21 protein-coding genes and 1 pseudogene are annotated in these 26951 nt (G+C 61.2%); 12 read left to right on the top strand and 10 right to left on the bottom strand.

Annotated features, from left to right (window positions below; translation table 11 throughout):
* Positions 1-6: 6 nt before the first annotated feature.
* On the bottom strand, positions 7-1974 hold the full coding sequence (gene dnaG, locus VFG26_RS02500) for a DNA primase (protein WP_325021861.1): 1968 nt from the start codon (positions 1972-1974) through the stop codon (positions 7-9).
* A gap of 166 nt (positions 1975-2140) precedes the next feature.
* Positions 2141-2578: a GatB/YqeY domain-containing protein gene (locus VFG26_RS02495; protein WP_325021860.1), complete on the bottom strand. Its 438-nt coding sequence runs from the start codon at positions 2576-2578 to the stop codon at positions 2141-2143.
* Between the two features lie 182 nt (positions 2579-2760).
* Between VFG26_RS02495 and carA the strand changes: the two genes are divergently transcribed.
* The 6 genes from carA to greA all read left to right on the top strand — a co-directional run bounded on the left by carA (position 2761) and on the right by greA (position 10868).
* Complete coding sequence (gene carA / locus VFG26_RS02490; protein ID WP_325021858.1) at positions 2761-3960, top strand: glutamine-hydrolyzing carbamoyl-phosphate synthase small subunit; 1200 nt, start codon at positions 2761-2763, stop codon at positions 3958-3960.
* Between the two features lie 187 nt (positions 3961-4147).
* A complete protein-coding gene (locus tag VFG26_RS02485) occupies positions 4148-4771 on the top strand; it encodes a hypothetical protein (RefSeq protein ID WP_325021856.1) in 624 nt (207 codons plus the stop codon).
* 39 nt (positions 4772-4810) lie between these two features.
* On the top strand, positions 4811-5509 hold the full coding sequence (locus VFG26_RS02480; protein WP_325021855.1) for a hypothetical protein: 699 nt from the start codon (positions 4811-4813) through the stop codon (positions 5507-5509).
* A 138-nt stretch (positions 5510-5647) separates the two neighbouring features.
* A complete protein-coding gene (locus VFG26_RS02475; protein WP_414653251.1) occupies positions 5648-6832 on the top strand; it encodes an MFS transporter in 1185 nt (394 codons plus the stop codon).
* A 150-nt stretch (positions 6833-6982) separates the two neighbouring features.
* Positions 6983-10258 carry a carbamoyl-phosphate synthase large subunit gene (gene carB, locus VFG26_RS02470; RefSeq protein WP_325021851.1) on the top strand — a complete coding sequence of 1092 codons (3276 nt, stop codon included), beginning with the start codon at positions 6983-6985 and terminating at the stop codon, positions 10256-10258.
* A gap of 136 nt (positions 10259-10394) precedes the next feature.
* Positions 10395-10868: a transcription elongation factor GreA gene (gene greA / locus VFG26_RS02465; RefSeq protein ID WP_325021849.1), complete on the top strand. Its 474-nt coding sequence runs from the start codon at positions 10395-10397 to the stop codon at positions 10866-10868.
* Positions 10869-10892: 24 nt separating this feature from the next.
* On the opposite strand, the gene VFG26_RS02460 is transcribed toward greA, so the two are convergent.
* Both VFG26_RS02460 and VFG26_RS02455 read right to left on the bottom strand, forming a co-directional pair.
* Complete coding sequence (locus VFG26_RS02460) at positions 10893-11462, bottom strand: hypothetical protein (RefSeq protein WP_325021847.1); 570 nt, start codon at positions 11460-11462, stop codon at positions 10893-10895.
* A gap of 26 nt (positions 11463-11488) precedes the next feature.
* Complete coding sequence (locus VFG26_RS02455) at positions 11489-11977, bottom strand: Lrp/AsnC family transcriptional regulator (RefSeq protein ID WP_325021845.1); 489 nt, start codon at positions 11975-11977, stop codon at positions 11489-11491.
* A gap of 130 nt (positions 11978-12107) precedes the next feature.
* Between VFG26_RS02455 and VFG26_RS02450 the strand changes: the two genes are divergently transcribed.
* From VFG26_RS02450 to ettA, 3 genes are all read left to right on the top strand, one after another.
* A complete protein-coding gene (locus VFG26_RS02450) occupies positions 12108-13130 on the top strand; it encodes a mitochondrial fission ELM1 family protein (protein ID WP_325021843.1) in 1023 nt (340 codons plus the stop codon).
* Positions 13131-13158: 28 nt separating this feature from the next.
* Positions 13159-13908, top strand: a complete 750-nt coding sequence (locus tag VFG26_RS02445; protein WP_325021841.1) for a type II CAAX endopeptidase family protein — start codon at positions 13159-13161, stop codon at positions 13906-13908.
* Between the two features lie 129 nt (positions 13909-14037).
* The gene (gene ettA, locus VFG26_RS02440; protein ID WP_325021839.1) at positions 14038-15696 is read left to right on the top strand and encodes an energy-dependent translational throttle protein EttA; all 1659 of its coding nucleotides are present in this window, start codon (positions 14038-14040) and stop codon (positions 15694-15696) included.
* A 28-nt stretch (positions 15697-15724) separates the two neighbouring features.
* Here the strand turns inward: ettA and VFG26_RS02435 are convergent, their stop codons facing one another.
* From VFG26_RS02435 to VFG26_RS02425, 3 genes are all read right to left on the bottom strand, one after another.
* Positions 15725-16333 (bottom strand): PRC-barrel domain-containing protein, encoded by a 609-nt coding sequence (locus tag VFG26_RS02435; protein ID WP_325021837.1) that lies wholly within the window; start codon positions 16331-16333, stop codon positions 15725-15727.
* A 211-nt stretch (positions 16334-16544) separates the two neighbouring features.
* A complete protein-coding gene (locus VFG26_RS02430) occupies positions 16545-17129 on the bottom strand; it encodes an ABC transporter substrate-binding protein (protein WP_325021835.1) in 585 nt (194 codons plus the stop codon).
* Positions 17130-17267: 138 nt separating this feature from the next.
* Positions 17268-17807, bottom strand: a complete 540-nt coding sequence (locus VFG26_RS02425; protein WP_325021833.1) for a hypothetical protein — start codon at positions 17805-17807, stop codon at positions 17268-17270.
* 237 nt (positions 17808-18044) lie between these two features.
* Between VFG26_RS02425 and VFG26_RS02420 the strand changes: the two genes are divergently transcribed.
* From VFG26_RS02420 to metH, 3 genes and pseudogenes are all read left to right on the top strand, one after another.
* Positions 18045-19058: a metalloregulator ArsR/SmtB family transcription factor gene (locus tag VFG26_RS02420; protein ID WP_325021832.1), complete on the top strand. Its 1014-nt coding sequence runs from the start codon at positions 18045-18047 to the stop codon at positions 19056-19058.
* Positions 19058-19966 (top strand): methylenetetrahydrofolate reductase [NAD(P)H], encoded by a 909-nt coding sequence (metF, locus tag VFG26_RS02415; RefSeq protein WP_325021829.1) that lies wholly within the window; start codon positions 19058-19060, stop codon positions 19964-19966. Before VFG26_RS02420 ends, metF begins: the two co-directional genes overlap by 1 nt.
* A gap of 23 nt (positions 19967-19989) precedes the next feature.
* Positions 19990-23755, top strand: a pseudogene (gene metH, locus VFG26_RS02410) (methionine synthase).
* A 687-nt stretch (positions 23756-24442) separates the two neighbouring features.
* Here the strand turns inward: metH and VFG26_RS02405 are convergent.
* Genes VFG26_RS02405 through VFG26_RS02395 form a run of 3 tightly spaced genes read right to left on the bottom strand, consistent with a single transcriptional unit; the run spans position 24443 to position 26868 of the window.
* Complete coding sequence (locus VFG26_RS02405) at positions 24443-24946, bottom strand: GNAT family N-acetyltransferase (RefSeq protein ID WP_325021827.1); 504 nt, start codon at positions 24944-24946, stop codon at positions 24443-24445.
* 1 nt (position 24947) lies between these two features.
* Positions 24948-26063: a polysaccharide deacetylase family protein gene (locus VFG26_RS02400; protein WP_325021826.1), complete on the bottom strand. Its 1116-nt coding sequence runs from the start codon at positions 26061-26063 to the stop codon at positions 24948-24950.
* Position 26064: 1 nt separating this feature from the next.
* Positions 26065-26868 carry an enoyl-CoA hydratase gene (locus tag VFG26_RS02395; RefSeq protein WP_325021824.1) on the bottom strand — a complete coding sequence of 268 codons (804 nt, stop codon included), beginning with the start codon at positions 26866-26868 and terminating at the stop codon, positions 26065-26067.
* Positions 26869-26951: the final 83 nt, after the last annotated feature.

The following is a 26951-nucleotide window of genomic DNA, read 5'->3' as shown; positions in this document are numbered from 1 at the left end:
GTGCGCCTAACTGGCGCGTTTGACGTCAGAAGTGCCGTCTTCGGGCTGGTCGAACTCGTCCGTTTGGTCCATCGCCATTTCGCGGGCGATCTGACGCTTGATGTCGAGAAGGCGATTTTCGGCATCTTCCGTGCAATCCCGATACCAAGCTTCCTCAGCACTCTTCAGAGCAAGACCAAGTTCGGCCTGTCGCTGGTGTAGCGCAAGAATATGGTGCCAGGCGGCTTCGACATCGGCGGCGGAGGCATCTGGCTCGGCAAAACGGTCGCTTTTGTGCGTAATCGTTCGCGCGACGAGGTCCACCACCTTTGCAACCCCCGATTTGCTCAATTGGGTTCGTAAAGTTGCGCTGTCAAGGGAATTCTGGCGCGCATGCACTGCCAAAATTTCATCGCGTAGCGCGGAAATTGCCGGTGAGGCGAACTCGATCACGGCAATCGCTTCCGAATGCTCATCAATCAGCCAGGGATGGTTAAGAAGTGTTTTAAGGATAAGTGCCTCTCGCGGAGATATACTCTGAAAATGACTAACGAGCTCCGGGCTTGCGCCTGAGGTCCCGGGATAAGGCTGCTTGCCCGGAAAACGTTTCTCAGGACCAGCCAGCCGGCTCCGCTCCCTGCCGCGCCAATCCGGCGCAGCCATGGGGCGCGCGTAGGAGGATTGGAACGACCCAGCGCCGGGGCTCCTGCTGGGCGCGGACTGCCGCGTCCGGCCAAGCTGATACAACCGGTCGCGGAGTTCGCGAGCGTAGTGGCCGCGTACCGTTGCATCCTGGATGGATTCGGTCAGTGCCTTGAGCCGCGCTTCCAGCGCTGCCCGCTGCTCCGGTGTACCTGTAGGTTGGGCCTTGACCTCGCGGTCCCACAACACGTCGATCAAAGGCCGCGTATTCTCCAAAACTTCCGACATTGCACTCGCACCGCGCTGACGGACGAGATCATCGGGATCAAGACCGTCGGGTAGAAAGGCGAATGCAACGCTGAAGCCTGGCTTTACCAAAGGTAGTGCAACTTCGACGGCCCGATCAGCAGCTTTGCGGCCAGCGCTATCGCCGTCGAAGCATAAAGTAGGTTCTGGTGCAAAACGCCACAAGAGCTTCAACTGATCTTCTGTGAGCGCCGTTCCAAGCGGTGCCACGGTTTCCTCAAAGCCGGCCTCGGCGAGCGCCACCACATCCATATAGCCCTCGACCGCGACCACCCTGTGCTTGTCATGAGCAGCGGCTCTGGCCCGGGCCGCATTGAAAAGGATGTGACCTTTGTGAAACAGCGGCGTTTCGGGGGAGTTCAGGTATTTCGCGGGGGTGTCCTTGTCGAGCGCGCGGCCACCGAAGGCGATTACGCGACCCTTGAGGTCTAGGATCGGAAACATCACCCGGTTGCGGAACCGATCGTAAGGCTCGGGAATGTCGTCGCCCGCGATGAGCATACCGGCCGTTGCCATCTCGGCTGCCGAATAGCCCTTGCTCTTGAGATGGGCGCTCAGAGCCGAGCGCGAATTGGGCGCAAAGCCGAGCCGGAACGACTTGATCGTCTCCTGAGCCAGCCCGCGCCGTTCGAGATAGCCTCGAGCCTCTGATCCCGCGGCCGTGCGCAGACTGCCCTCGAAGAAGGCAGCTGACGCTTCCAGGAGCTGGTAGAGCCGTTCGCGCTTATCCTCCTGCTCGAGGTTGCGTTCGGTGGGCTTGGGCATTGGCACGCCCGCTTCCGCCGCGAGACGCTCGACGGCTTCGGGGAACTCAAGACCCTCCGTTTTCATCAGGAACGTGAAGATGTCGCCGTGCTCGCCAGAGGCGAAGCAGTGGTAGAAGCCCTTTTGATCGTTGACGAAGAACGAGGGCGACTTCTCCGCCTTGAAAGGCGAGAGCCCGCGGTATTCACGGCCCGATTTTTTCAGCGCAACCTTCCGGCCGACCACCTGACTGACGGGCAGTCGAGATCGAATTTCATCCAGAAGGTTTGGACTGAAGCGCATAGGCGCGGAAAGCCTCGATCAGGGAACTGATGCCAAGGGCACTGAAGGTTCACTCGGCTCGATACGAATAAGTGATTCGCCCAGGCGCTCGCCTATTCAGGGGGTTGTCTCGGTAGACAGTACCCACTTTCCACAGGCTCTGAGACGAAGTGAGGGCGGTTGGACCTCAGCCCAGCGCGGATTTGACGGCGGCGCTGGCCTTCTGGAAATCCATTTGCCCGGCGTACTTCGCTTTGAGCACGCCCATGACCTTGCCCATATCCTTGGGCGACGAGGCGCCAGTCTCTTTGATGGCGTCGGCGACCGCGGTAGCAACGGCGCCTTCGTCCATCTGCTGCGGCAGGTAGGCTTCTATGATGTCGATCTCCGCCTGCTCGTTTGCCGCAAGATCGGGACGGTTGCCGCTCGTGTATTGCGCGATTGAATCCCGGCGCTGCTTCACCATCTTCGTCATGACGGCAAGGATGCCCGCGTCGTCGAGGTCCTTCTTGGCCTCGATCTCGGCGGACTGGATCGCGGCGTTGATGAGCCTAAGCGTCGCAACGCGGTTTTTCTCTCCGGCTTTCATGGCCGTTTTGATGTCGGCGTTGATCTTCGCGCGCATGGGTTCGTCTCCTTGGAACCAAGGGGTTGGCTCGAGGGATTGGTTTACGTGGAGCATGTATGCCGCGGCAAGCTCTGCTGCGTAAGTTTTACGAGGTGACCATAATTGACGTTGAAAGGCCGTTCCCCTAGGTTCCCGCGCGATTTGAGCCTTTGCTCGAAGCCCCATACAATGGATGACAGATGACCGCACCTGAACCCTGGACAGAAGTGCCTCTGACAGCACGCCTCGTGTTGGACGACGGCACAGTCATTGCGGGCCGCGGTCTCGGTGCGACAGGCACCGCCGTCGGCGAGGTTTGCTTCAACACCGCAATCACCGGCTACCAAGAGATTCTGACCGACCCGAGCTACGCCGGGCAGATCATCACGTTTACGTTCCCGCACATCGGCAACGTCGGCGCCAATCCGGCTGACACCGAGACCTCCAATCTCGCATCGCGCTCTGGCGTCAGAGGCTGCGTTCTGCGCGCGGACATCACGGCGCCGTCGAACTTCCGCGCAGCCGAAGATCTCGATCTCTGGCTGAAGACGCGTGGCATCATCGCGATCTCGGGCGTCGATACGCGTGCGCTGACAGCGCGCATCCGCGAGAAGGGCATGCCGAACGGCGTCATCGCGCACGACCCGTCCGGCAAGTTCGACATCGAGGCGTTAAAGGCACAAGCGAAAGCTTGGCCCGGACTGCTGGGTCTCGACCTCGTGCCCGAAGTCACCAGCGGCCAGAGCTACTCGTGGGACGAAGAGCGCTGGGACTGGAAGGATGGTTTCAAGCGCAACGAGCATCCTGACTTCCACGTCGTGGCCATCGACTACGGCCTGAAGCGGAACATCCTGCGTTGCCTCGCGTCCGCCGGCTGCAAGGTGACGGTCGTCCCGGCAACTGAGAAGGCCGAAGACGTGCTCGCCCGCAACCCCGACGGCGTCTTCCTGTCGAACGGCCCGGGCGATCCGGCGGCGACGGGCGAATACGCCGTGCCGGAAATCAAGAAGCTCGTCGATAGCGGCAAGCCGCTGTTCGGTATCTGCCTCGGCCATCAGATGCTCGGCTTGGCGCTGGGCGCAACGACGAAGAAGATGCACCAGGGCCATCACGGCGCGAACCATCCGGTGAAGGACTTCACGACCAACAAGGTCGAGATCGTCTCGATGAACCATGGTTTCGCCGTCGATCGCGACACGCTGCCCAGTGGTGTCGTCGAAACGCATGTCTCGTTGTTCGATGGTTCGAACTGCGGCTTGGCGGTTGAAGGCAAGCCCGTCTTCTCGGTGCAGCATCACCCCGAGGCGTCGCCGGGCCCGCAGGACAGCCACTATCTCTTCAAGCGCTTCGTCAACATGATGCGCGAGCAGAAGGGCCTGCCGGCACAGCGCGAGCGCTGAGTGCTGCGCTAGTGCTTGGTGGCCGGTTCGGGGAACGTGAGAGCCGCCTAGCACAGTCAAGAAGTCTGCCTGGCGGCTGGCTCGGGTAAACCCGGGGCCGCCGGGCACAAATCAACCTTGCTTAACTTTAAGATCGCTTCGCGCGCCGTTCTGAGTATAACCCAGGGAAAAACTCTGGAGGAACTGAATGCGCGCGCTTTGCTTGGCTATCCTCTCTCTCGCCGTGGCCACACCGGCCTTTGCAACCGATTGCACCGACCAGGTCCTGGCCGCCTTCGCCAAGCAGCGAGCATCGAAGGCTTTCCGCGTCGAATTCAGCCAGCCGAGCGCTGAGGGCGACGTTCACATGACGATCGACTACATGCCGCCCGATCGCATGCTGCAGACGGTGACGTCGCCAGCGATGCCGGGCGAGCAGCAGACGATGCTCGTAGGCAACCGCGCGTTTGCCGGCACAAGCGGCACGCTGGAAGAGTTGCTGCCTCAGTTCACCCAGTCGATCCTGGCCGAGGCCAATCAGGCGATGTTCGCGCCCCCGAAAGGCCTGAGCAACTTTGAGTGCCTGGGCCAGGCGAAGCTGGATGGGCAGGAGTTCACGGCTTACCGCACCATCGGCAAAACGCCCGAAACCGATCCATCAAAAACGCTGGCAAGAACGATTTATGTGGACCCCGCGACCGGCCTTCCGGCCTTCAACGTCGTGGCGCGCCCGGCGGACGGAGACAAGTCGCTGTTGAAGGTCAAATATTCTTATCCGACCGATATCGACATCGTTGCGCCCACGAACGCTCCCGTGCAAAAGCTCCAGTAAATCCGGCCGCACCTCAGGCCCAGAGTCAGGATGTCTCCTATGCGCCGCATCGCGCTTGCTCTTGTGACAATCGCCGCTCTTTCAAGCCACGCTTTCGCACAGGGGCCGGCTCCCGAGGCGGCCCCGGGTGCCAAGCCCAACGCCAATCCGTGCAGCGATGAGGTGTCCGCCGCCCTCCAGAAGCTACGCAAGTCGTCGTGGTTCCGCATGACCACCCACATGCTGACGGAGAACGGCCCGTCGGAGATGCAAGTCGACTACGTGCTTCCCGACCGCATGCATCAGAAGGTCACTCAGAAGCTGACGGGGAAGACGACGGAACTCATCCTTGTCGGCAATGAAGCCTGGTCGAAGCAGGATGAGACGGGCTGGAAGCCTCTCTCAAAGCAGGTCGCAGATCAGATCAAAGGCCAGATGCAGGACACCGTCCTGACGCAGCAGACCGACGTCGGCAAGTACGCCTGCAAGGGTCGCGTCCAGCTTGATGGCCGCGATGTCTACTCCTACAGGCTTGATAATGAGCCGGAGAAGGGCTCCACGGCCGACGTGAACCAAGCCTATCGCATGTTCTACGTCGACGCGCTGACGGGACTGCCGGTCAGCAACACGATTTTGGCGCCAGGCCACGAGGACAGGCCCGTCTTTAAAACCGCCTACAGCTTCCCGCTCGACTTGAAGATCGAGCCTCCCAAGGACGTTGTTGCAACTCCTCCGGCATCTGAGACGCCCGGCAAGTAAACTACGCGGGCGCATACCAGCGGGAATGGCTGGTATGTCCGCCTACGCGATGACCCGCAGCCGCTTCGAGGTTAGAAGCGGCTTCGGAGATTTTTCATGACGACGATAGATGCTTCACGCTCGGCGTTGCGCGCGCCGATGGCAACCGCTTCGCTTACCGTTCTCTTCGCTATCAGCGTCTGCCATCTTCTCAACGACCTCATGCAGTCGTTGCTCGTGGCCGTCTATCCGATCCTCAAGCAGGAGTATGCGCTAAGCTTCTGGCAGATCGGCCTTCTCACATTGGCCTTCCAGATGACGGCATCGCTGCTGCAGCCGTTCATTGGACACTTCACCGATAAGCATCCCGTTCCCTATTCGACCACCATCGGCATGGGATCCACCTTCATCGGCCTCATGCTGCTGGCGAACGCGCACAGCTACGCGACCCTCATTGTGGGCGCGGCGAGCGTGGGACTTGGATCCGCGGTGTTTCATCCCGAATCGACGCGAATCGTGCGCTTGGCCTCCGGTGGCCGGCATGGTTTCGCGCAATCCGTATTTCAGCTCGGCGGCAATTTCGGCGCTTCGACCGGCCCGCTGCTCGCGGCCTACATCGTGCTGCCGAACGGGCAGAAGAGCCTTGCCTGGTTCGGCGCGGTCGCGCTCGTCGGTATGGCGGTGCTGTGGAAGGTCGGCCAGTGGGCATCAACCGCGCGCGGCAAACCCGTCAATCAGGTGCGCACCGTCACCCTCATGCATTCGCCGCGCAGGACAGCCGTGGCGCTTGCGATTCTCGCTTTGCTGGTCTTCACCAAAAACATCTACCTGGCGAGCATCACGAGCTACTACACGTTTTATGCGATCCATCGCTTCGACGTGTCCGTCCAGACCTCGCAGCTGATGCTGTTTGCCTTCCTTGGTGCGTCGGCAGCGGGCACCATCCTCGGCGGTCTCATCGGTGACCGATTCGGCGCCAAGAAGGTCATCTGGTTCTCGATTCTCGGCTGCCTGCCGTTCACGCTGCCGCTGCCCTATGCGGATCTGAACTGGACCATCGCGCTTTCTGTGGTGATTGGCCTCATCCTGTCCTCCGCGTTCCCCGCGATCCTCGTCTTCGCGCAAGAACTCGTGCCCGGCCGGGTCGGCATGATCGCCGGCATCTTTTTCGGCTTTGCTTTCGGCATGGCCGGCATCGGAGCCGCCGTTCTGGGCATCGTCGCCGACGCCCGGGGGATAGACTATGTCTATCAGGTCTGCTCGTACTTGCCTTTCCTGGGCCTCCTGACCATCTTTCTTCCAAGTACTGATGCGCCAGAATGTGACAACGTGAAAAAGGGATAAACACCTTTGCCCGCGAAGAAGGATCGCACGAAATATTTTCGGGGTTTCCCCCGCGCGAGCCATTGCCTATAAGGCCCCCTTAGCCCGACCTCTGATCCAATCCTGAGCCGACCGCGTATTTCGCGAGCCTCGGCCAAATCCGTGCGCCGAATGCCAAAACGTACAGACATCAACTCGATCCTCATTATCGGCGCAGGCCCGATCGTCATCGGCCAAGCGTGCGAGTTCGACTATTCGGGCACTCAGGCCTGCAAGGCACTGAGGGAAGAGGGCTACCGGATCATCCTCGTCAATTCCAATCCCGCGACGATCATGACCGACCCCGACCTCGCGGATGCGACCTACGTCGAGCCGATCACCCCGGAAGTTGTGGCCAAGATCATCGCCAAGGAGCGCCCCGACGCGATCCTTCCGACGATGGGCGGCCAGACGGCTCTCAACACGGCGCTCGCACTCCACAAGCAGGGCATCCTGAACAATTATGGCGTCGAACTGATAGGCGCCAAGGCTGAAGCCATCGACAAGGCCGAGGACCGCGAGCTCTTCCGCGAAGCGATGCGCAAGATCGGGCTCGAGACGCCGCGCTCCTCGCTCGTCAATTCGCGCGACGAAGCAGCAGCCGCGCTCGAGCATGTCGGCCTTCCGGCAATCATCCGCCCGTCGTTCACGCTCGGCGGAACGGGCGGCGGCATTGCCTACAATCGCGAAGAATATTTCGAGATCATCGATCGCGGTCTCGATGCCTCGCCGACGTCGCAAGTCCTCGTCGAGGAGAGCGTTCTCGGCTGGAAAGAATACGAGATGGAGGTCGTCCGCGATAAGGCGGACAACTGCATCATCATCTGTTCGATCGAGAACATCGATCCGATGGGCGTGCACACGGGCGACAGCATCACGGTCGCCCCGGCGCTGACGCTGACCGATAAAGAATATCAGATCATGCGTGACGCCTCGATCGCGGTGCTGCGCGAGATCGGTGTCGAAACCGGCGGCTCGAACGTCCAGTTCGCCGTCAATCCCGCTGACGGCCGTCTGATCGTCATCGAGATGAACCCGCGCGTGTCGCGGTCGTCAGCGCTTGCCTCGAAAGCGACCGGCTTCCCGATTGCAAAAGTCGCGGCCAAGCTCGCCGTTGGCTACACGCTCGACGAAATTCAAAACGACATCACCGGCGGCGCCACGCCCGCATCCTTCGAGCCGACGATCGATTACGTCGTCACGAAGATCCCGCGCTTCGCCTTCGAAAAATTCCCCGGCGCCGATACGACGCTCACCACGTCCATGAAATCCGTGGGCGAAGCGATGGCGATCGGCCGGACGTTCGCCGAGAGCATGCAGAAAGCGCTGCGCTCGATGGAGACGGGCCTCACCGGTTTTGATGATGTGCAGCTAGATGGTCTGGGGCAGGGGGACGACAAGAACGTCGTCCGCGCCGCTGTCTCGCGCCCGACCAACGACCGCATCCTGAAAGTCGCGCAGGCATTCCGCTTGGGCTTCTCACTCGATGAAATTCATCAGTATTGCAAAATCGACCCTTGGTTCCTGACCGAGATCAAAGGCATCGTCGATACGGAAGCCCGCGTCATCGCGCACGGTCTGCCGAAATCGTCATCGCAGCTGCGCTGGCTCAAAGCGCAAGGCTTCTCGGATGCGCGTCTCGCCAAGCTCGCGAAGACGACGGAAGCGGACGTCCGCGCGGTCCGCAAGGCGCTAGGCGTAGAACCCGTCTTCAAGCGCATTGATACGTGTGCTGCGGAATTCGCATCTCCCACCGCCTACATGTATTCGACCTACGAGACGGGCCTCAGCGGCGATCCCGTCTGCGAAGCCGATCCAACGGATAAGAACAAGATCATCATCCTAGGCGGCGGACCCAACCGCATCGGCCAGGGCATCGAGTTCGACTACTGCTGCTGCCACGCGTGCTTTGCGCTGACGGCAGCAGGGTTCGAGACGATCATGATCAATTGCAACCCGGAGACGGTCTCGACCGACTACGATACGTCGGATCGCCTCTTCTTCGAGCCGTTGACGGCCGAGGACGTTCTCGAAGTCATCCGCGTCGAAAGCACGAAGGGCACGCTCAAGGGCGTCATCGTGCAGTTCGGCGGACAGACGCCGCTGAAGCTCGCGAGCGCTTTGGAAGAAGCCGGCGTTCCGATCCTTGGAACCTCTCCCGACGCCATCGACCTCGCCGAAGATCGCGATCGCTTCAAAGCGCTGATCGACAAGCTCGGCCTGACGCAGCCCAAGAGCGGCATCGCCAAGGCTCCCGCCGAAGCGCGCGGGATTGCCGATCAGATCGGGTATCCGGTCGTCATCCGCCCGTCCTACGTTCTGGGCGGACGCGGCATGGAGATCGTCCATGATGGAGCAGAGGTGGACCGTTATGTCGCCCGCCTGTCCGCGACGCTCGATAAGCCCTCCGAACTGGTCGTCTCGGATAAGCGCCCGCTGCTGATCGACAGCTATCTGACGGATGCAGTCGAGGTTGACGTCGACTGCCTGTCGGATGGCAAGGACACGTTCGTTGCGGGCATCATGGAGCATATCGAGGAAGCGGGTATTCACTCCGGTGACAGCGCCTGCTCGCTGCCACCGCACTCGTTGTCGCCGGCCATGATCGCCGAACTCGAGCGGCAGACGCGTGAGCTGGCTCTCGCCCTTGGCGTCGTCGGACTGATGAACGTTCAGTTCGCGATCAAGGACGAGCAGGTCTTCATCCTCGAAGTCAATCCGCGTGCATCGCGTACGGTGCCATTCGTCGCCAAGGTCATCGGCCTGCCGATCGCCTCGATCGCAGCGCAAGTCATGGCCGGCAAACCGCTTGCTGATTTCAAGCTGAAAAAGCCCGACTATAAGCACATCGCTGTCAAGGAAGCCGTGTTCCCGTTCGCCCGTTTCCTGGGTGTCGATCCGGTTCTTGGACCGGAAATGCGCTCGACCGGCGAGGTCATGGGTATCGACCGCGATTTCGCGATGGCGTTCGGCAAGAGCCAGCTCGGCGCCGGCCAGAAGCTGCCGTCAGGGGGCACGGTGTTCGTGTCGGTGAAGGAAAGCGACAAGGCTCGCATTGTCACCCCGGTCCGCGAGCTCGCCGCGATGGGCTTCAAGGTCGTGGCCACGCGCGGAACGAAGCGGTTCCTGGAAGCCAACAACATTCAGTGTGATGCCATAAACAAGGTTCTGGAAGGCCGTCCGCACATTGTGGATGCAATGAAGAACGGTGATATTCACCTTGTTTTCAACACAACCGAGGGTTCTAAAGCCCTCAGCGACAGCAAGGACATACGACGCACGGCCTTGCTTCACCACATCCCCTATTATACAACGTTGGCGGGGGCAGTAGCGGTTACACGGGCCATTAAAGCGTTAGCATCGGACACGCTGGAAGTGGCTCCGTTGCAGGCTTTCGCCCATCGCTAAGCCTTTCATCGGTGTCTGGAGCGTGTCGTAAGGCGCGGCCGCCTACACTGCTTTCCGACTTGCCAGCCTTACTGTTACCGTGTGTTGGGCCTGTCCCACGCAACGATTGAGCCGTTCAGGAGCTTTGGAGACGATGATGGAACGGATGCCGATCACGCTTGAGGGTTTCAAAAACCTCGAGGCCGAACTGCACCGCCTGAAGGCTGTCGAACGTCCGCGCATCATCGCGGCCATCTCCGAGGCGCGCGCCCATGGCGACCTGTCGGAAAACGCCGAATACCATGCCGCCAAGGAACAGCAGGGCCTGAACGAGGCGCGCGTCGCCGAGATCGAAGACAAGATCAACCGCGCCGAGATCATCGACACATCGAAGCTTTCCGGCGAAACGATCAAGTTCGGCGCGACGGTGACGCTGCAGGACGAAGATTCCGGCGAAGAGGTCACCTACACCATCGTTGGCGACACGGAAGCCGACCTGCGCGCGCGCAAGATCTCCATTTCCTCCCCCATCGCGCGAGCCCTGATCGGCAAATCGAAGGGCGAAAGCGTCGATGTTACGACGCCCAAGGGAACGCGGACGCTCGAAGTCCTGAAGGTGAACTGGGGCTGATCGGCCCCATCCTGGCTTCGCCGTTCAATCGTTGTTGCTGCCCTCGAAATAGGCTGACGCCGACTGGCATTCCACCTTCGACTGAACAAGGTCGAAGGTGCGGTCCTCATCGTCCCCTTTGCCGGCGATTTGGACTTCCCCCGCGCCCCCTTCGATCGCAATGCCTTCCTCGCTGGTCTCCAAGCGCAAACCGCCACCGCTCTGCGGCAGCAGGCGAAAGATCCCGCCGTCGCCTTTGAGGAAGCACTCGAAGTCCGCGTCATTGGTCTTGCACGTCGCCGCCTCGCCATACCAGTCAGGCGCAGATCTCAGCATGAGACCAAAGCCGATCTCGAAGCGGTCAGACGAGTTCGGCATCCCGTCCGCATTCTTCTTGGCAAGGTCGATCTCGATCTTGCGAACCGTGTGGGAGGGATGCTCTCCCAGAAACGCCTCATCATACGTTCGCGCGAAGCACGGCGCGCCATCGAGCACGTTGGCGAAATAGCGATTGTAAAGATCGTCCGAGGTGGCGGCGCTCGCGCTCGTCAGGCTCGCAGCTGATATGGCGGCCGTCCTGACCAGCCGCTTCGCCAAAGCAGAGTAGGTTGCCATCGACCCTCCCGTGTGAGGTCCGTTGCTTAAGTTCCCTCCGGGCCTTCCATGCTGATCGGCACGCCCGGATCCCGCTTCGCCCGGCGGATCGTCAGATACGTCTTGACGCTGGCGACGTTGGGCGCTGCCGTCAGCTCATCGAGCACGAAGCCCTGAAACCTCTGCAGATCGCGGGCGATGCACTTGAGCATAAAGTCGCTTTCGCCCGAGAGCATGTAGGCCTCTCGGACGAGGGGCCAGCTGAGAATCCGGTTTTCGAAGGCACGTAGATCGGATTCTGCCTGATTGTGTAGCCGAACCATGGCAAAAGCAGTCAACGCGTATCCAAGCCTTACCTCATCGACCAAGGCAGTATAGCTTGTGATGAGGCCGGCTTCCTCCAGCGCCCGCACGCGGCGAAGGCACGGCGGCGGCGACAAGCCAATGCGGTTGGCGAGAGCGATATTGGTCATACGCCCGTCGGCTTGCAGCTCGCGGAGGATCCGCCAGTCGGTTTCGTCGAGTTCGATTGCCATGGGCCGCGCCGCTGCAGGGAAGACCTAAGTCATAACAGGAATGCAAGTTCCCGTACGAAGTTTCGCTTATGTCTTCAATGGAGCGCCCTCAATCCCAATGATTGCCCCGGTGAGAAGCTAAAGTTCAACCATGACCCGTACTGACCAATTCCCGGCCCACTTTCAGGGCCAGACCGCCTGGATCTTCTCTGACGGGAAGGCGGGTCACGATGCGCAGGCGTTGGGCGTGGTCGAAGCCCTCGGCCTGACGCCTGAAATCAAGCGGGTTGATCTCACCGGCATCTACAAGTTGATGGCGCCCTGGGGTCCGCTTCCCACCAGCGGTCCCGATGGGGCGAGGCTGCTCGATCCGCCGTGGCCGACGTTTGCATTCGCAACGGGCCGGACCACCATCCCCTACATCCGCGCGCTAAGACGCCGGGCGGGGCTCGAGACCTACACCGTCATCCTGATGGATCCCCGCACGGGGGCGAACAGTGCCGACCTTATATGGGTGCCGGCGCACGATAAGCGTCGGGGTCCGAACGTCATCTCGACGTTGACCGCGCCGCATCGGTATTCGTCCGCACGTCTCCGCGCACTGCACGCCAACGCGCATCCCGATGTCGCCGCCTTGCCACGCCCGCGTATCGCCTGTCTGATTGGTGGCCCCAACGGCGACTACCGGTATTCCTCTGCGGATGAGACGCGGCTGGTCGAAACGCTCGGCCGGTTGGCGGATAGTGGTGCAGGCCTGATGGTCACCACCTCGCGCCGCACGCCAGAACATCTCGCGGCGCGCATCAGGGCCTCAGCCGCGGGCGAGCGCGCCTTCTTCTGGGATGGGAAGGGGCAGAACCCTTATCCAGATTTCATTGCCCATGCGGACAAGTTCGTGATCACGGCCGATAGCGTCAGCATGATCTGTGAGGCGGCCGCGACAGGCCGCCCGATCTTCGTTTTCACGCCGACGGGTGGAAGCGCGAAGTTCGATCGGTTCCATGCGGGCATTGCGTCCTATGGGGCGACGCGCCCATTGCCGCCGCCCGGCGAGCCGCTGCCGTCGTGGAGCTATGAGCCGCTGCACTCGGCTGAGGTTATCGCCGCCGAAATCAAAAGGCGCTGGCGAAAGCGGGCCGAACTGCTGCCGGGTCTGGTCAAAGCGAAGATTTGAAAAGAGAGAAGGCGAGGGACGGGCGCAGATGACAAAGGGCTTCTCGCCGAAAGACGTGGTCTGCGGTTCAGCCGATCTGCGCGCCGGCGGCACGCTCGCGCAGCCGTTCGATGTCATTCATCCGGACCGCCGCCGCCGGCTGCACCTTTGGGCAGAACTCGTCGTGCTCTTCGTGGGCCTTCCGCTGCTGATGCGGATTGCCGTCTTCGACTACCGCATCCCGCTGTTCTACGCCCTGCCGCCGGTGCTCATCGGTTTCGTTGTCTTCCTTTATTACGATCGCACCTTCAGCCTGAAAAAGGAAATCAGCGGCGCAATTTCAGGACCCGTTGCGCTCTCGATTTTGGGCACGTTCGCCATCGGCAGCGCACTCATCGGTTCGCTGGTCGCAGTGGTGATGCCCGACAGGCTCTTCGCGCTCGCCGCCGAGCGCCCGGGGCTCTGGTTGAAGATCATGACGCTTTATCCGTTCACGTCCGTGCTCGCGCAGGAGTTCGCCTACAGGGTCTTCTTCTTCCACCGCTACGGATCATTGTTTCGCTCGCGCTGGACCTTGATCTTCGTCAACGCGCTGGCCTTCGGATTCGCACACATCCTCTTCCGGAACTGGATCGCCGTCGGCGGAACGTTCGTCATCGGACTGCTGCTGGCCTGGCGCTACGAACGCACGAGAACCTTCTGGCCGGTCTATGTGGAGCACGTCATCTGGGGATGGTTCGCCTTCACCATCGGCCTCGGCGTTTACTTCTTCACCGGCGTCAAAAACCCTGCCTGGTGACGGGCAACGCGCGGCAACCTGCGGGCGCGGCACGTCGCACATGGGCGCAATGATGCAATTGAGGACAGCGCCGCAATGGGGTAGGAAGGGCCCCAATCCCTAAACTTTATTCCGAACGAGGCGCCGAGCATGGCCGCACACCAGTACGTTTATCATATGCATAAGCTTTCCAAGACCTATCCGGGTGGAAAGCAGGTGCTGAAGGACGTCTCCCTGTCCTTCCTGCCCGGCGCAAAGATTGGCGTGGTCGGGCTCAACGGCGCCGGTAAATCGACGCTTCTGAAGATCATGGCCGGCCGCATCGACGATTTTACGGGCGAGGCGCGCCCCGCGGACGGCATTAAGGTCGGCTACCTGCCGCAGGAACCCGAGCTCGATCCCAATAAGGACGTTCTCGGCAATGCGATGGAAGGCGTGGCCGAGAAGAAGGCCATCCTCGACCGCTACAACGAAATCGCCGCCAACTACTCCGAGGAGACCGCCGACGAGATGACGGCACTCCAGGACCAGATCGATGCCCAGGACCTCTGGGATCTGGACGCGCAGGTGGAGCAGGCGCTCGATGCATTGCGCTCCCCCCCGGGTGATTCCGACGTCACGAAGCTCTCGGGCGGTGAGAAGCGCCGCGTGGCGCTGACGAAGCTTTTGCTGTCGAAGCCTGACATTCTGCTTCTTGACGAGCCGACCAACCATTTGGACGCCGAGAGCGTGGCCTGGCTCGAGCGCTATCTGAAGGAATACACGGGCTGCGTCATCCTCGTGACGCACGACCGCTACTTCCTCGATAACATCACCGAGTGGACGCTCGAACTCGATCGCGGCCAGGGTGTGCCGTATAAGGGCAACTATTCGAGCTGGCTCGAACAGAAGGCCAAGCGCGAAGCTGTCGAGAAGGCGCAGGAGGAGGGCAAGCAGAAGGCTCTCTCCCGCGAACTCGAATGGATCCGCTCATCGCCGAAAGCCCGTCAGGCGAAGTCGAAGGCGCGTATCACGGCCTACGAGAAACTGGCCGACGAGGCGAGCCGCGAGGAGACCGGCCGCGCATCGATCCAGATCGCAACCGGGCCGCGTCTCGGTGGCGTCGTCATCGAAGCGGAAGGCCTGACCAAAGCGTTCGGCGACCGTCTGCTGATCGACGATCTTTCGTTCAAGCTTCCGCCGGGTGGCATTGTCGGCGTCATCGGCCCGAACGGCGCCGGTAAGACGACGTTGTTCAAGATGCTGACGGGCATCGAAAAGCCCGACAAAGGCACGATCCGCCTCGGCGATACGGTCAAGATCGCCTACGTCGATCAGTCCCGCGCCCATCTCGACGACAAGAAGACGGTCTGGGAAGAGATCTCAGGCGGCCTCGACCAGATGCTGCTGGGCGGCAAGAAGGAAGTCCCGAGCCGCGCCTATTGCGGTTGGTTCAACTTCAAGGGCGCCGATCAGCAGAAGAAGGTCGGCATGCTGTCGGGCGGTGAACGCAACCGCGTGCACCTCGCAAAGCTCCTGAAGGAAGGCGGCAACCTGTTGCTGCTCGACGAGCCGACGAACGATCTCGACACCGAGACGCTCAGCGCACTCGAAGCAGCACTCGAAGACTTCCCCGGCTGCGCCGTGGTCATCTCGCATGACCGCTTCTTCCTCGACCGTCTCGCGACGCACATTCTCGCATTCGAAGGCGACAGCCACGTCGAATGGTTCGAGGGCAACTTCGCGGACTACGAAGAAGACAAGAAGCGCCGTCTCGGTGATCAGGCGGTCGAGCCGCACCGGATCAAGTTCAAGCGCTTCGAGCGATAGTTCTGAAGCTTCAGTTCCCGATCGTCGATCAGCCGCTGCTGTTATCGATGATCGGGAGCTTCCGCGTTTCTTCCGCGCTGAGCGACAGCTTCACGCCGTCGTTGACGCTCGCGATTTTGTCGGCGGAAATCGCAAAGACTTTGGCATTGATGCCGGCAGCGACGCCGTCGGTGACAAGAATTTCCTGCACCTTACCGGCATCGTCGGACTTGACGCCGTTGACCTCACCGATCTTTGCGCCGTCGGCGCCGTAAACGGCGGCGCCGATCTTCAGCTCACTGGCTGAGACCGCTGTCGCGGCAGCTGCGGGGGCTTCCGGCGCCACGGGCGCAACATCGGCGGAATCAGGGGCGGGCGCTTCTGCGGGAGCGGCCGGAGATTCCGTGAGGGATGATCCACCATCCTGTGCAGGCTCGGAGTTAGGCGCCGCGCCATCGTCGGCCGGCTGCTCAGTGGAGGGCTGCGCTTCCGAGGCCCCGGCGCTATCGGCAGCGCCGCCGTCAGCAGGTGCGGCCTGATCGGATTCTGCCGGGGGCTGCTGTTGATCTTGCGCCGAACCCGGCACCGTCTGCAGTGCAACGCCGGCGCCAAGAGCAAGCGCAATTGCAAGCGCCAAACGCAACTTCAGAGACATCATGGTCTTCTCCACTCCCCACCCCGAACAGATCGCGCACGGATCTTATCGAATGCGCGTCAAATTTGCTCGTTCTTGCTCGACAAGGACCACGGGTGCGGCGCTTTGTCAAAAACTCACGGGCATCGGGCAATTGGAGGCGGATTGAGACCTTTGAATGGCAAGTGCACGGAGCAGAACGGGTGGCGGGGCAAGCGTGCCCCGAACGCCACGCTTACCTGCTCAGAGCCAGAACGAGGGCACGGGGATTATTGCCGTTCTCACTGATGTAGTTCTGGAAAAGGTCGTCCAGGAATGCCGTCATCCAGAACCCGACCACTTGCGCGTCACGGACCTTGTAGGTCGAGCCCGATTTCATGACGAGCCAGCGGATGTCGTAGCTTTCGCCGGAGACCAGCGTGATCCGGGTATCAACGTTCGTGCCGCCATGATCGCCCGGGCCCTGGCCTGTGACCACGGCGCTTCTGACCATGTACTTCGGCGCTTCCTTCGCCGCGTATTTGGCGATGAAGTTGATCATGCCGTTGTAGTAGGCCGGCCGCTCGGACTTGGGCAGCGTGCGGGCGTGGGGCCCGAGAGCCGTCAAGCCGATGCTGGGCACGTCCATGTGCGAGCGAAGCACTTGCGCGAACTGCGCCACGCCACCGGACTTCTGCGCGACCATCAGTTCGTTCTGCACGCGCTGCATGTAGACAGCAGGCGATTCCGCGCGGGCTCCACCAGCCGAAATGACGGCAAAGCATGCTGCAAAAACAGCGAGGCAAGCCGCGGAGCTGATCCGAGAAAATGCCCACCCCATGTCTAACCTTCGCATAATCGTCCCCTGATAAACCGAAGCGGCAGGTGGCCTGATTTGACTCTGCCGCCCTCACTGCTTCGAAACAAGCCTCACTTCGCGTTAGAGAGGCAACAATCTCGTCAAAACGATGCCGAATGGCTACGCGGCCACAGGATTTTCTCGCGATGAGACCTCACCGGCGAAGCGGAAAGGAAGCTCCGGCATCGCATAAGGGAGGCCCAGCAAGCGGCTAAGTTCCTCGAGTTCTCCGCGGCCGATGTGCTCAGCACTCCTCAAAATGATGCTGCGGCTACGATCGGAATGCATCAGGACCGCCTCCTGGCGCGCGCCGGAGATCGAGGATCTGACGCGTACGGCGATGCCCTCGTAGGCTTCCAGCGGCAGCTGCCAGCGCGTCTTCGAAAAAAGGTTTCTGTCCACCACCTGAACCTCGCCGTCGCGGATATCGACGAACCGGTCCGAAAATAGGGCGAGAAGCAGCGACCGCATCGGCCAGACGACGAGGCCGGCCCAGAAGGCGAGAGCAAGCACAAGCTCGATCGCGATTGTGGGCTGGGCAGCCATTGCGCTTCGGACGTCCGGAGAGGCGACGGCATAGATTGCAAGCCCCAGTTGCGGGGCGATGATGAAGGCGGCGAGCGTTCCCAGGAGAGCGAGACCAGGAATTTCTCTCAGCATCGCGTTGGTCTGCCGGAGAGTAATAGGAAAGCCGGAAGGCGAACCTGAAACAACAATGTTACCAGAACTCTGAGCGTGCATGCCGAACTCACCGCGCGAAACGATGGCGAAGGCTACAGCGGGCAAACTAAGGCAGGGTTAACGCGCGTGCCACACTGGCAATGCACAACTGCACTGCTGCCACTTGACACATAAACATATCTTTATATGTTCCAGCGCATGCATCGAACACCCGAAATGCGAACAGCCGATCTCGTCTCCGCGCTCAAAGCCGCGGCGGAGCCGACGCGTCTGCGCATTTTGCTTCTCCTCGCGGCTGGCGAGCTCAACGTCAAGGATTTGACCCTGATCCTAGGCCAGAGCCAGCCGCGGATCAGCCGCCACCTGAAGCTGCTCTGCGAGGCTGGCCTGATCGAACGCTTTAGGGACGGCAGCTGGGTCTACTTCCATATCTCCGACCGCCAGCCGGGTGGCCGCTTGGCTCTGCGCCTAGTAGCCGAGGTTGATCCCGCCGAATCCTCCGTCCGCCGCGACCGTGAACGCGCCGAAGCCTTGAAACGCGAGCGCGAGGCTGCAGCGCAAGCCTTCTTCGAACAGCACGCCGCCGATTGGGACCGCATCCGCACGCTCCATGTCGACGAGAACGAAGTCGAAGCCGCAATGCGCCGCGCGATCGGTGAGGGGCCGTTCGGATTGTTCGTTGATCTCGGAACCGGCACGGGCCGCACGCTCGAACTCTTCGCTGACCGGTTCACGCGCGGCCTGGGCCTCGACGTCAACCAGGCGATGCTCAACTACGCCAACGCCAATCTCAAATCGAAGGGCTGCCTGAACGCACAGGTGCGCCATGGCGATATCTATTCGCTGTCGCTCGCGGACCGGCAGGCCGATGTCGTCGTCATGCATCAGGTTCTGCATTTTCTCTCGGATCCTGCGCTCGCGATCCGCGAAGCCGCACGCGTGTTGGCACCCGGCGGCAAGCTCCTGATCATCGATTTCGCGCCGCACGACTTGGAGTTCTTGCGAACACGCGAAGCACATGAGCGCCTGGGCTTCGCCCACGAGCAGGTCGCAAGCTGGATGACCGACGCCGGTCTCGTTCCGAAATCGACCGAAGACCTGACGCCGAAAGACGATGATCGCGAAGAAATTCTGACCGTAACGGTCTGGCTGGCGGAACGCCCCACGGCGCAGGCACCGGTCGCAAGAACAGGCGCACCCATCGAGGACGTGCGCGAGGGGGCAAATTGATGGCACAAGAACGCAAAAGCAAACTGCTGGGATCGGGCGACATCCTCGTCAGCTTCGAGTTTTTCCCACCGAAGACCGAGAAGATGGAAGAGACGCTGTGGTCCTCGATCACGCGCCTTGCGCCGCTCGGCCCTGAATTCGTCTCCGTGACCTACGGCGCCGGCGGCTCGACGCGTGAACGTACCCACGCGACCGTGACACGTCTACTCAAAGAGACGCCGCTAAAGCCTGCCGCCCATCTCACCTGCGTGGACGCCACGAAGGAAGAAGTGGATGCGGTTGCAAAGACCTATTGGGACGAAGGCGTTCGCCACATCGTGGCTCTGCGCGGCGACCCTGCGCAAGGCACCGGCGCGAAGTATGAGCCGTTCCCCGGCGGTTATAAGAATGCAGCCGATCTCGTTGCCGGCTTGAAGCGCATTGCCGACTTCGAGATTTCGGTGGCAGGCTATCCCGAGAAGCACCCCGAAAGCCCGTCGCTTGAGGCCGATCTCGAAAACCTCAAAGCCAAGGTCGATGCGGGAGCCGATCGCATCATCACGCAGTTTGGCTTCGACAACGCGTATTTCCTTCGCTTCCTCGAGCGCGCGCGCGCAGCCGGCATCTGGGTGCCGATTTCTCCTGGCATCGTGCCCATTCATAACTTCAAGCAGGTCGCGGGCTTTGCCACGCGCGCAGGCGCCAGCGTGCCGTCATGGCTCGCCCGCCGCTTCGAAGGCCTAGAAGCCGACAGCGCAACCTCGCAGCTGGTCGGTGCCGCCGTTGCGACCGAGCAGGTGATGGACCTCGTGGACGAGGGCATCAAGAAATTCCACTTTTACACGTTGAACCGCGCCGATCTCGTCTACGCAATCTGCCACCTCTTGGGCTTGCGCGCAGCGAGACCCGCGAACGCCGACGCGGCCTGAACCATTCAAAAGAACGAGGTAACATGAGACGCAAAGCAAGTTGGGCCGCGCTGGAAAAGGCTGCAAGCGAACGCATCCTGATCATCGACGGCGCTATGGGCACGATGATCCAGCAATACAAGCTCGGCGAGAACCATTATCGCGGCGAGCGCTTCGCTGATCATTCCAAGGACATCAAGGGCAACAACGATCTTCTCGTTCTGACGCAGCCCGACATCATTGAAGAGATCCACGGCAAGTATCTGCGCGCGGGCGCCGACATCATCGAGACGAACACGTTCAATGCGCAGCGCATTTCCATGGCCGACTATCACATGGAAGAGCTCTCCTATGAGATGAACGTCGAAGCCGCGAAGCTCGCGCGTCGCGCCGCCGATGCGTGGACGAAGAAAGAGCCGGAGAAGCCGCGCTTCGTTGCTGGCGCCGTCGGGCCGACCAACCGCACCGCATCGATCTCGCCCGACGTCAACAATCCCGGCTATCGCAACGTCAGCTTCGATGAACTGCGCGACGCCTATAAGGAGCAGGTGACGGGGCTGATCGACGGCGGCTCCGATATCATCCTCATCGAGACGATCTTTGACACCTTGAATGCCAAGGCCGCGGGCTTTGCGACCCTGGAGGTGTTCGAAGAGAAAGATCTCGAGCTGCCGATCATGATTTCCGGCACGATCACCGATCGCTCCGGCCGCACGCTCTCGGGCCAGACGGCGGAAGCCTTCTGGTACTCGATGCGGCACCTGAGGCCGTTCTCGATCGGTCTCAACTGCGCGCTGGGTGCCGAGTTGATGCGGCCCTACATCGCCGAGCTTTCGCACGTGGCCGACGTGCGCATCTCGGCCTATCCGAATGCGGGTCTTCCCAACGCCATGGGCGAGTACGATGAAAATCCGCACGAGATGGCGTGCAAGGTTGAGCCGTGGCTCGCCGATGGCTTGATCAACATTGTTGGCGGTTGCTGCGGTTCGACGCCGGACCACATCGCCCACATTGCGAGCCACGCGAAATCCTATAAGCCGCGTGCACTACCAAAGCAGGAACCGCGCCTGCGCCTCTCAGGCCTCGAACCGTTCGTCCATGGGTGAAGTAAGCACAATGACCACAGCAAACGCCGCGCAGTCTTTCATCAACATTGGCGAGCGCACGAACGTCACGGGTTCAGCCAAGTTCCGCAAGCTGATCGAGCAGAACGACTACGCGGGCGCGCTGGCCGTTGCCCGTCAGCAGGTGGAAGCCGGCGCGCAGATCATCGACGTCAACATGGACGAAGGCCTGCTCGATTCCGAGCGGGCGATGACGACGTTCCTCAATCTCATTGCCTCCGAGCCTGACATCAGCCGCGTGCCGATCATGATCGACAGCTCGAAGTGGAGCGTCATCGAAGCGGGCCTGAAGTGCGTGCAGGGCAAGCCGATCGTCAACTCGATCTCGATGAAGGAAGGCGAGGGGCCGTTCCTCGAACATGCGCGCAAAATCCTGCGCTACGGCGCCGCCGTCGTTGTCATGGCTTTCGACGAGGAAGGCCAAGCCGACACGACCGAACGCAAGGTCGCGATCTGCGAGCGCGCCTACAAGCTTTTGACCGAGAAGGTCGGCTTCCCGCCGGAAGACATCATCTTCGATCCGAATATCTTCGCTGTCGCGACCGGCATCGAAGAGCACAACGGCTACGGCATCGCCTTCATCGAGGCGGCGCGCCAGATCAAGGAGAAGATGCCGCTCGCTCACATTTCAGGCGGCGTCTCGAACCTGTCATTCGCCTTCCGCGGCAACGAGCCGGTGCGCGAAGCGATGCATTCGGTGTTCCTCTACCACGCCATTCGCGCCGGGATGGACATGGGCATTGTCAACGCCGGTCAGCTTGCGCTCTATGACGACATACCGGCCGAGTTGCGCGATCTCTGCGAAGACGTAATCCTCAATCGCCGTCCCGACGCGACCGACCGCTTGCTCGAAGCAGCGCCCAAATTCAAAGGCGATGGCAGCGGCCAGAAGGCGAAGGAAAAGGATCTCTCCTGGCGCGAGGCGCCCGTTGAAGCGCGTCTCACCCATGCGCTCGTTCACGGCATTACTGACTTCATCGAGGCCGATACGGAAGAAGCCCGCGGCAAGGCCGAAAAGCCGCTGCACGTCATCGAGGGCCCGCTGATGGCCGGCATGAACGTCGTCGGCGACCTCTTCGGCGCCGGCAAGATGTTCTTGCCCCAAGTCGTGAAATCGGCGCGCGTGATGAAGCAGGCGGTTGCCTATCTGCAGCCGTACCTCGAAGCCGAGAAGAAACTGTCCGGCCTCGACGAGAAGCCCGCCGCCGGCAAAATTCTGATGGCGACCGTGAAAGGCGACGTGCACGACATCGGCAAGAACATCGTCGGCGTTGTCCTTCAGTGCAACAACTACGAGGTCATCGACCTCGGCGTCATGGTGCCCGCCGCAAAAATCCTCGAAACGGCGAAGAAGGAAAAGGTCGATATGATTGGCCTCTCCGGGCTCATCACGCCGTCGCTCGACGAGATGTGTTTCGTTGCTGCCGAGATGGAGCGCGAAGGCTTCTCGATGCCGCTGCTGATCGGCGGCGCGACGACGAGCAAGGTGCACACGGCGGTCAAAATCAATCCGAACTACAACCGCGGACAGGCCGTCTACGTTCTGGACGCCAGCCGCGCCGTCGGCGTCGTCTCGAAGCTGCTGTCCGACACCGATAAGGCCGCCTATGTTCAGGACATCAAGGCGGAATACGCCAAAGTCCGCGAGACGCATCTGGCCAACGAAGCGCGCAAGCAGCGCATCACGCTGAAGTCAGCACGCGACAACAAGTTCAACGTCGACTGGCAGGCCTTCAAGCCCGTCAAGCCGAGCTTCCTCGGCGCGCGCAGTTTCGCGAATTACGATCTTGCTTCGCTCGTCCCCTATATCGATTGGACGCCTTTCTTCCAGACATGGGAACTGACGGGCCGCTACCCGCAGATCTTGACCGACAACAAGGTGGGCTCGGAAGCCAAGAAGCTCTTCGATGACGCGCAGGCGCTGCTGAAGCGCATGGTGACCGAGAAGTGGGTTCGGGCGTCCGCGGTCGTGGGATTCTGGCCGGCAAATAGCATCGGTGACGACATCGCGCTCTATGAGGATGATGCGCGGTCGGAAGAAATCGCGATGCTGCACACGCTGCGCCAGCAGATCGCCCGCGATCCATCGCGGAACCGCGCGCACACGGCGCTTGCCGATTTCATTGCCCCGAAGGAAACCGGTGTGGCCGATTACATCGGCGGTTTCGCAGTGACGACGGGCCTTGGCGAAGAAGAAGCCATCGAACGGCACATCAAGAAGACCGACGACTACAATCGCATCATGGCGAAAGCTTTGTGCGATCGCCTCGCGGAAGCCTTTGCCGAGGCGATGCACGAGAAGGTCCGCAAGGAGCTCTGGGGCTATGCCAAGAGCGAGAAGCTGACGGCCGAAGATCTGATCCTGGAGAAGTATCAAGGCATCCGGCCGGCTCCGGGCTATCCCGCGCAGCCCGATCACACAGAAAAGGCGACGATCTGGAGCCTCATGGACGTTGAGAAGACAACGGGCATCAAGCTGACGGAAAGCTACGCGATGTGGCCCGGTTCATCCGTGTCGGGATTGTATTTCGCCAATCCCGAAAGCCATTACTTCGGCGTCGGCAAGGTCGAGCGCGACCAGGTCGAGGACTACGCCGCGCGCAAGGGCTGGACTGTCGAGGAGGCCGAACGCTGGCTTGCGCCGGTTCTCAATTACGAGCGGACAAGCTCCGCCGCAGCGGCCTGATCAAAAAAAAATCGGCGCGGTCCACATCGGTACCGCGCCGCATTGGTCGTTTGGCTCGCGCCAGACATCCTTGAAATAGTCCCCCGTCTCGTTGGCTCCTTGGAGCATCGCGCGTGGGATTACTGTTTCAGGCATTTCCTCCAGACGGTCGCTCTCAAAGTGTCCCGAGCACGACCCGTTTTCACGAAATCCAAACGACAATTATACCGCAAGAGTGTTAAGCCGTACTTGCAGAGCCTTGCCAGAACCTCGTTTCCCGAGGCTTCGGAATTCGTCTGAGCTCCTCTCTTCGAAGCTTGGCGTGAAGCTATGCAACGGCGCACCGGCGTGACAAGCGAAAAGCATTTTGCGTCGCAGAAGCGGGATGGGCTCAGCACCGCGAGCGAGCCTCGGTCACGTCGAAATTAACGGCTCGGTAGCTGCTGGATTGACCAACTTTGCAGACGAGCCCCAAAGGGGATGCCGCGAAAAGCAGCGCAAAACCGCGGTTAAATGCGCTCTCTGAAAATCGGTGCGCGTCCGGCTGATGACAGCGGACGCACGCAGATGCGCCGCACAATAACGATCCAAAATTATTTCGCTTGCATTCGCCGCCAGGGCTGATTGCGCGCCGGCGGGTACCGCTTCAGGCCTTCGCGACTCATCAAAGCATCAGCAACACGAATTGAAGGCGGGCCCGATGGCGCGCTATTCGCGCGTGAGCCGCTTGCGGAAAAGGATCTCGGCAGTCCCATCGGCAATGAGATCGTCAAGGGTCGCGACGCAGACGAAACCATGCCGCTCATAAAAAGTTTGGGCTGCAACATTGAAATGGGTGGCTGCGACCCAAAGATTGCGAGCACCATCATCGCGCGCTTGGCCCTCGAACCAGGACAGAGCGGCGCTGCCCACGCCGTGCCGTTGGAAGGCGGGCAGAAGTCCCAAAAACTGTAGATAAGGTCCCCGCAGCCAGCGGCGCCGGATAATCATGGCGCCGGCGAGCGCCCCTTCCACGCGGATCTGGAAGTGTTGAGCGCCTGGCTCGTCCTCGCACAACGCCGCAGCGAGACGAGCTTCCGTATAGGCATAATGGGCCCATGGATCGATCTGTGCGAGGGCCTCGGCAAGTATTTGCGCCGCCTCCGCCGTCATCGGCTCGAATGTCACCGTCGTAGCCGATGTGGAATCATTCGGCGTGCCCCCATTGCCCATGTCAGTGCTCAGTTGTGACAGGCTTGGCCGAGGCTTTCTTGGCCGTCTTCGCTTTGGACAACGGCTTCTGGGAGGAGGAGGGCGCAAGTGCGATCTTTGTGTTGCGCTTCGCTGATGCATTCAGCGGATGCTGAAGCGCACTGAGTGAATCATAGCGATTGGTGTCGCCCGGTTTGCGGTCGTAGCATTCCGCGGTGATCACGGGTTTGCCCATCGTCATCAGCTCGCTGACGGTGACGAACTCGTATCCCTTCGCCTTCAGTTTCGGGATGGCGATCATCAACGCTTCGAACGTGTGCCAGCCCCGTCCGTTGGCATGATTGACGATGATCGAGCCGGGCTTTGCCTCCAGCACCATGGCTTGCGCAATGCGCGCCGCCGAAGTGTGCGGATCGGGATCGCCCGTCGCAACATCCCATTGGATCGCGAGCATCCCGGCATCGTTGACGGCCTTCATCGATGCGTCGTTGCAAGCGCCATACGGAAAGCGGAAGAGCTTCGGCTGCTCGGGAATGCTGCCCATCGTGTCCGGTATTTCAGCAACGCACTGTTGCGAGGAAAGCTGGGCGCGCGCAGCTTCATAGGCCTTTTGCGGAGCGAGCACCTGCTGCTGGACGGCAGCAGGCTGCAGGAGGCGCAGGTTCGCGTGTGTTTCCGTGTGATTGCCGATTTCGAACAGCGGGTCGGCCATCAGCTGTTGAATGCGCGCGGGATGTGAAACCATCCACTTGCCGCCGGCAAAGAATGTCGCCTTGACGCCTTGCTGGCGCAGATAATCGAAGATCCGCCCGTCATAGCCGGCGATCTCGCCGCGCTGCTCGCAAAGATCGAACGTCAAAGCGATTTTCTTCTCGCCAGGCGGAAGAGTGACACGGCGAATAGCGCCGCGAAGTTCATCGGGCACGGGCGATGACTGCGTGAAGCCATTGAGCTTGATCGGAGCATCGAACGTGTGATTGCCCTTCTGAGCCGCTTCTTCGCCCGGCACCCCGGCCAGCGTGCCTTGCGAGAAGCACGCGTTCAGCAGTCTGCTGTCGCCGGCCGAAGCGGCGGTCGCGCTCAAGCAGAGGGCGGCAACATATCCGGCGGCCCGCAGCCGATTGATCCGCTCACTCACGTTATCGGCCCTTGAACTGGGGTTTGCGCTTCTCGAGGAAAGCCCGCCGCCCTTCCGCATAGTCTTCGCTCTCGAAGCACGCGGCCACGGCAGCATCGAGGCGGTCCATATCGGGGTTCTCGGGATGGCGGGAGATCTCGTCGATCACCTGCTTGGCAGCCGCGACCGACAGAGGCGCGTTGGCGGCGATCTCGGCAGCGAGCGCCCGCACAGTGGGCTCGAGTTCCGCCTTGGGCATGAGTTGCGAGACGAGACCCATCGCCTCGGCGTCGGCGGACCGGAAGCGGCGTCCAGTGAACAGCAGTTCCTTGGCCCGCGAGACGGGGACAGCGGCGAGGATAGGCCTGACCCAGCGGGCGTTGTAGCCGAGCCCGAGCTTGGCGGCTGGAATGGCGAATTGGCTGGCATCGTCCGCGATCCGCATATCGCAGCACAGAGCAAGTCCCAGCCCGCCGCCGAGACAGAACCCATGAATCATAGCGATCGTGGGCTTGGGGCAGCCGGTGATGGCGTTGAAGGCGGCATCGTTCAACGCATCATAAATCTTGGCGGCATCACCGGTGCGGGAGTTCTCGAATTCCGAAATATCGGCGCCGGCGGAAAAAGCCGTGTCGCCCGCGCCGCGCAGAATGATGACCCGGACCTCAGGGTCCGCGACGGCTTCCCCAATCGCCCGCGGTATCGCCTCCCACATCGCAGCGGTCAACGCGTTCATCCGCGCCGGGTTATCGGCCGTGATCCACCCGATTGCCCCTTCTTTCCGAAACTTGAGCGAGGGAGACGCGGTTTCCGCAGCTTCAGCCATTAAGCCAGTCCTTCTATCCGGGCGGGTGGTCAGCAAATCCGCAATAAAACGGCCTGCGGACCGGGGCCAGGGCGGCAGATGCA

The organism is Hyphomicrobium sp., from assembly GCF_035687085.1.
In the GTDB taxonomy this organism is placed as follows: Bacteria; Pseudomonadota; Alphaproteobacteria; order Rhizobiales; family Hyphomicrobiaceae; genus Hyphomicrobium_B.
This window is presented reverse-complemented; position numbering and strand designations above follow the sequence as displayed.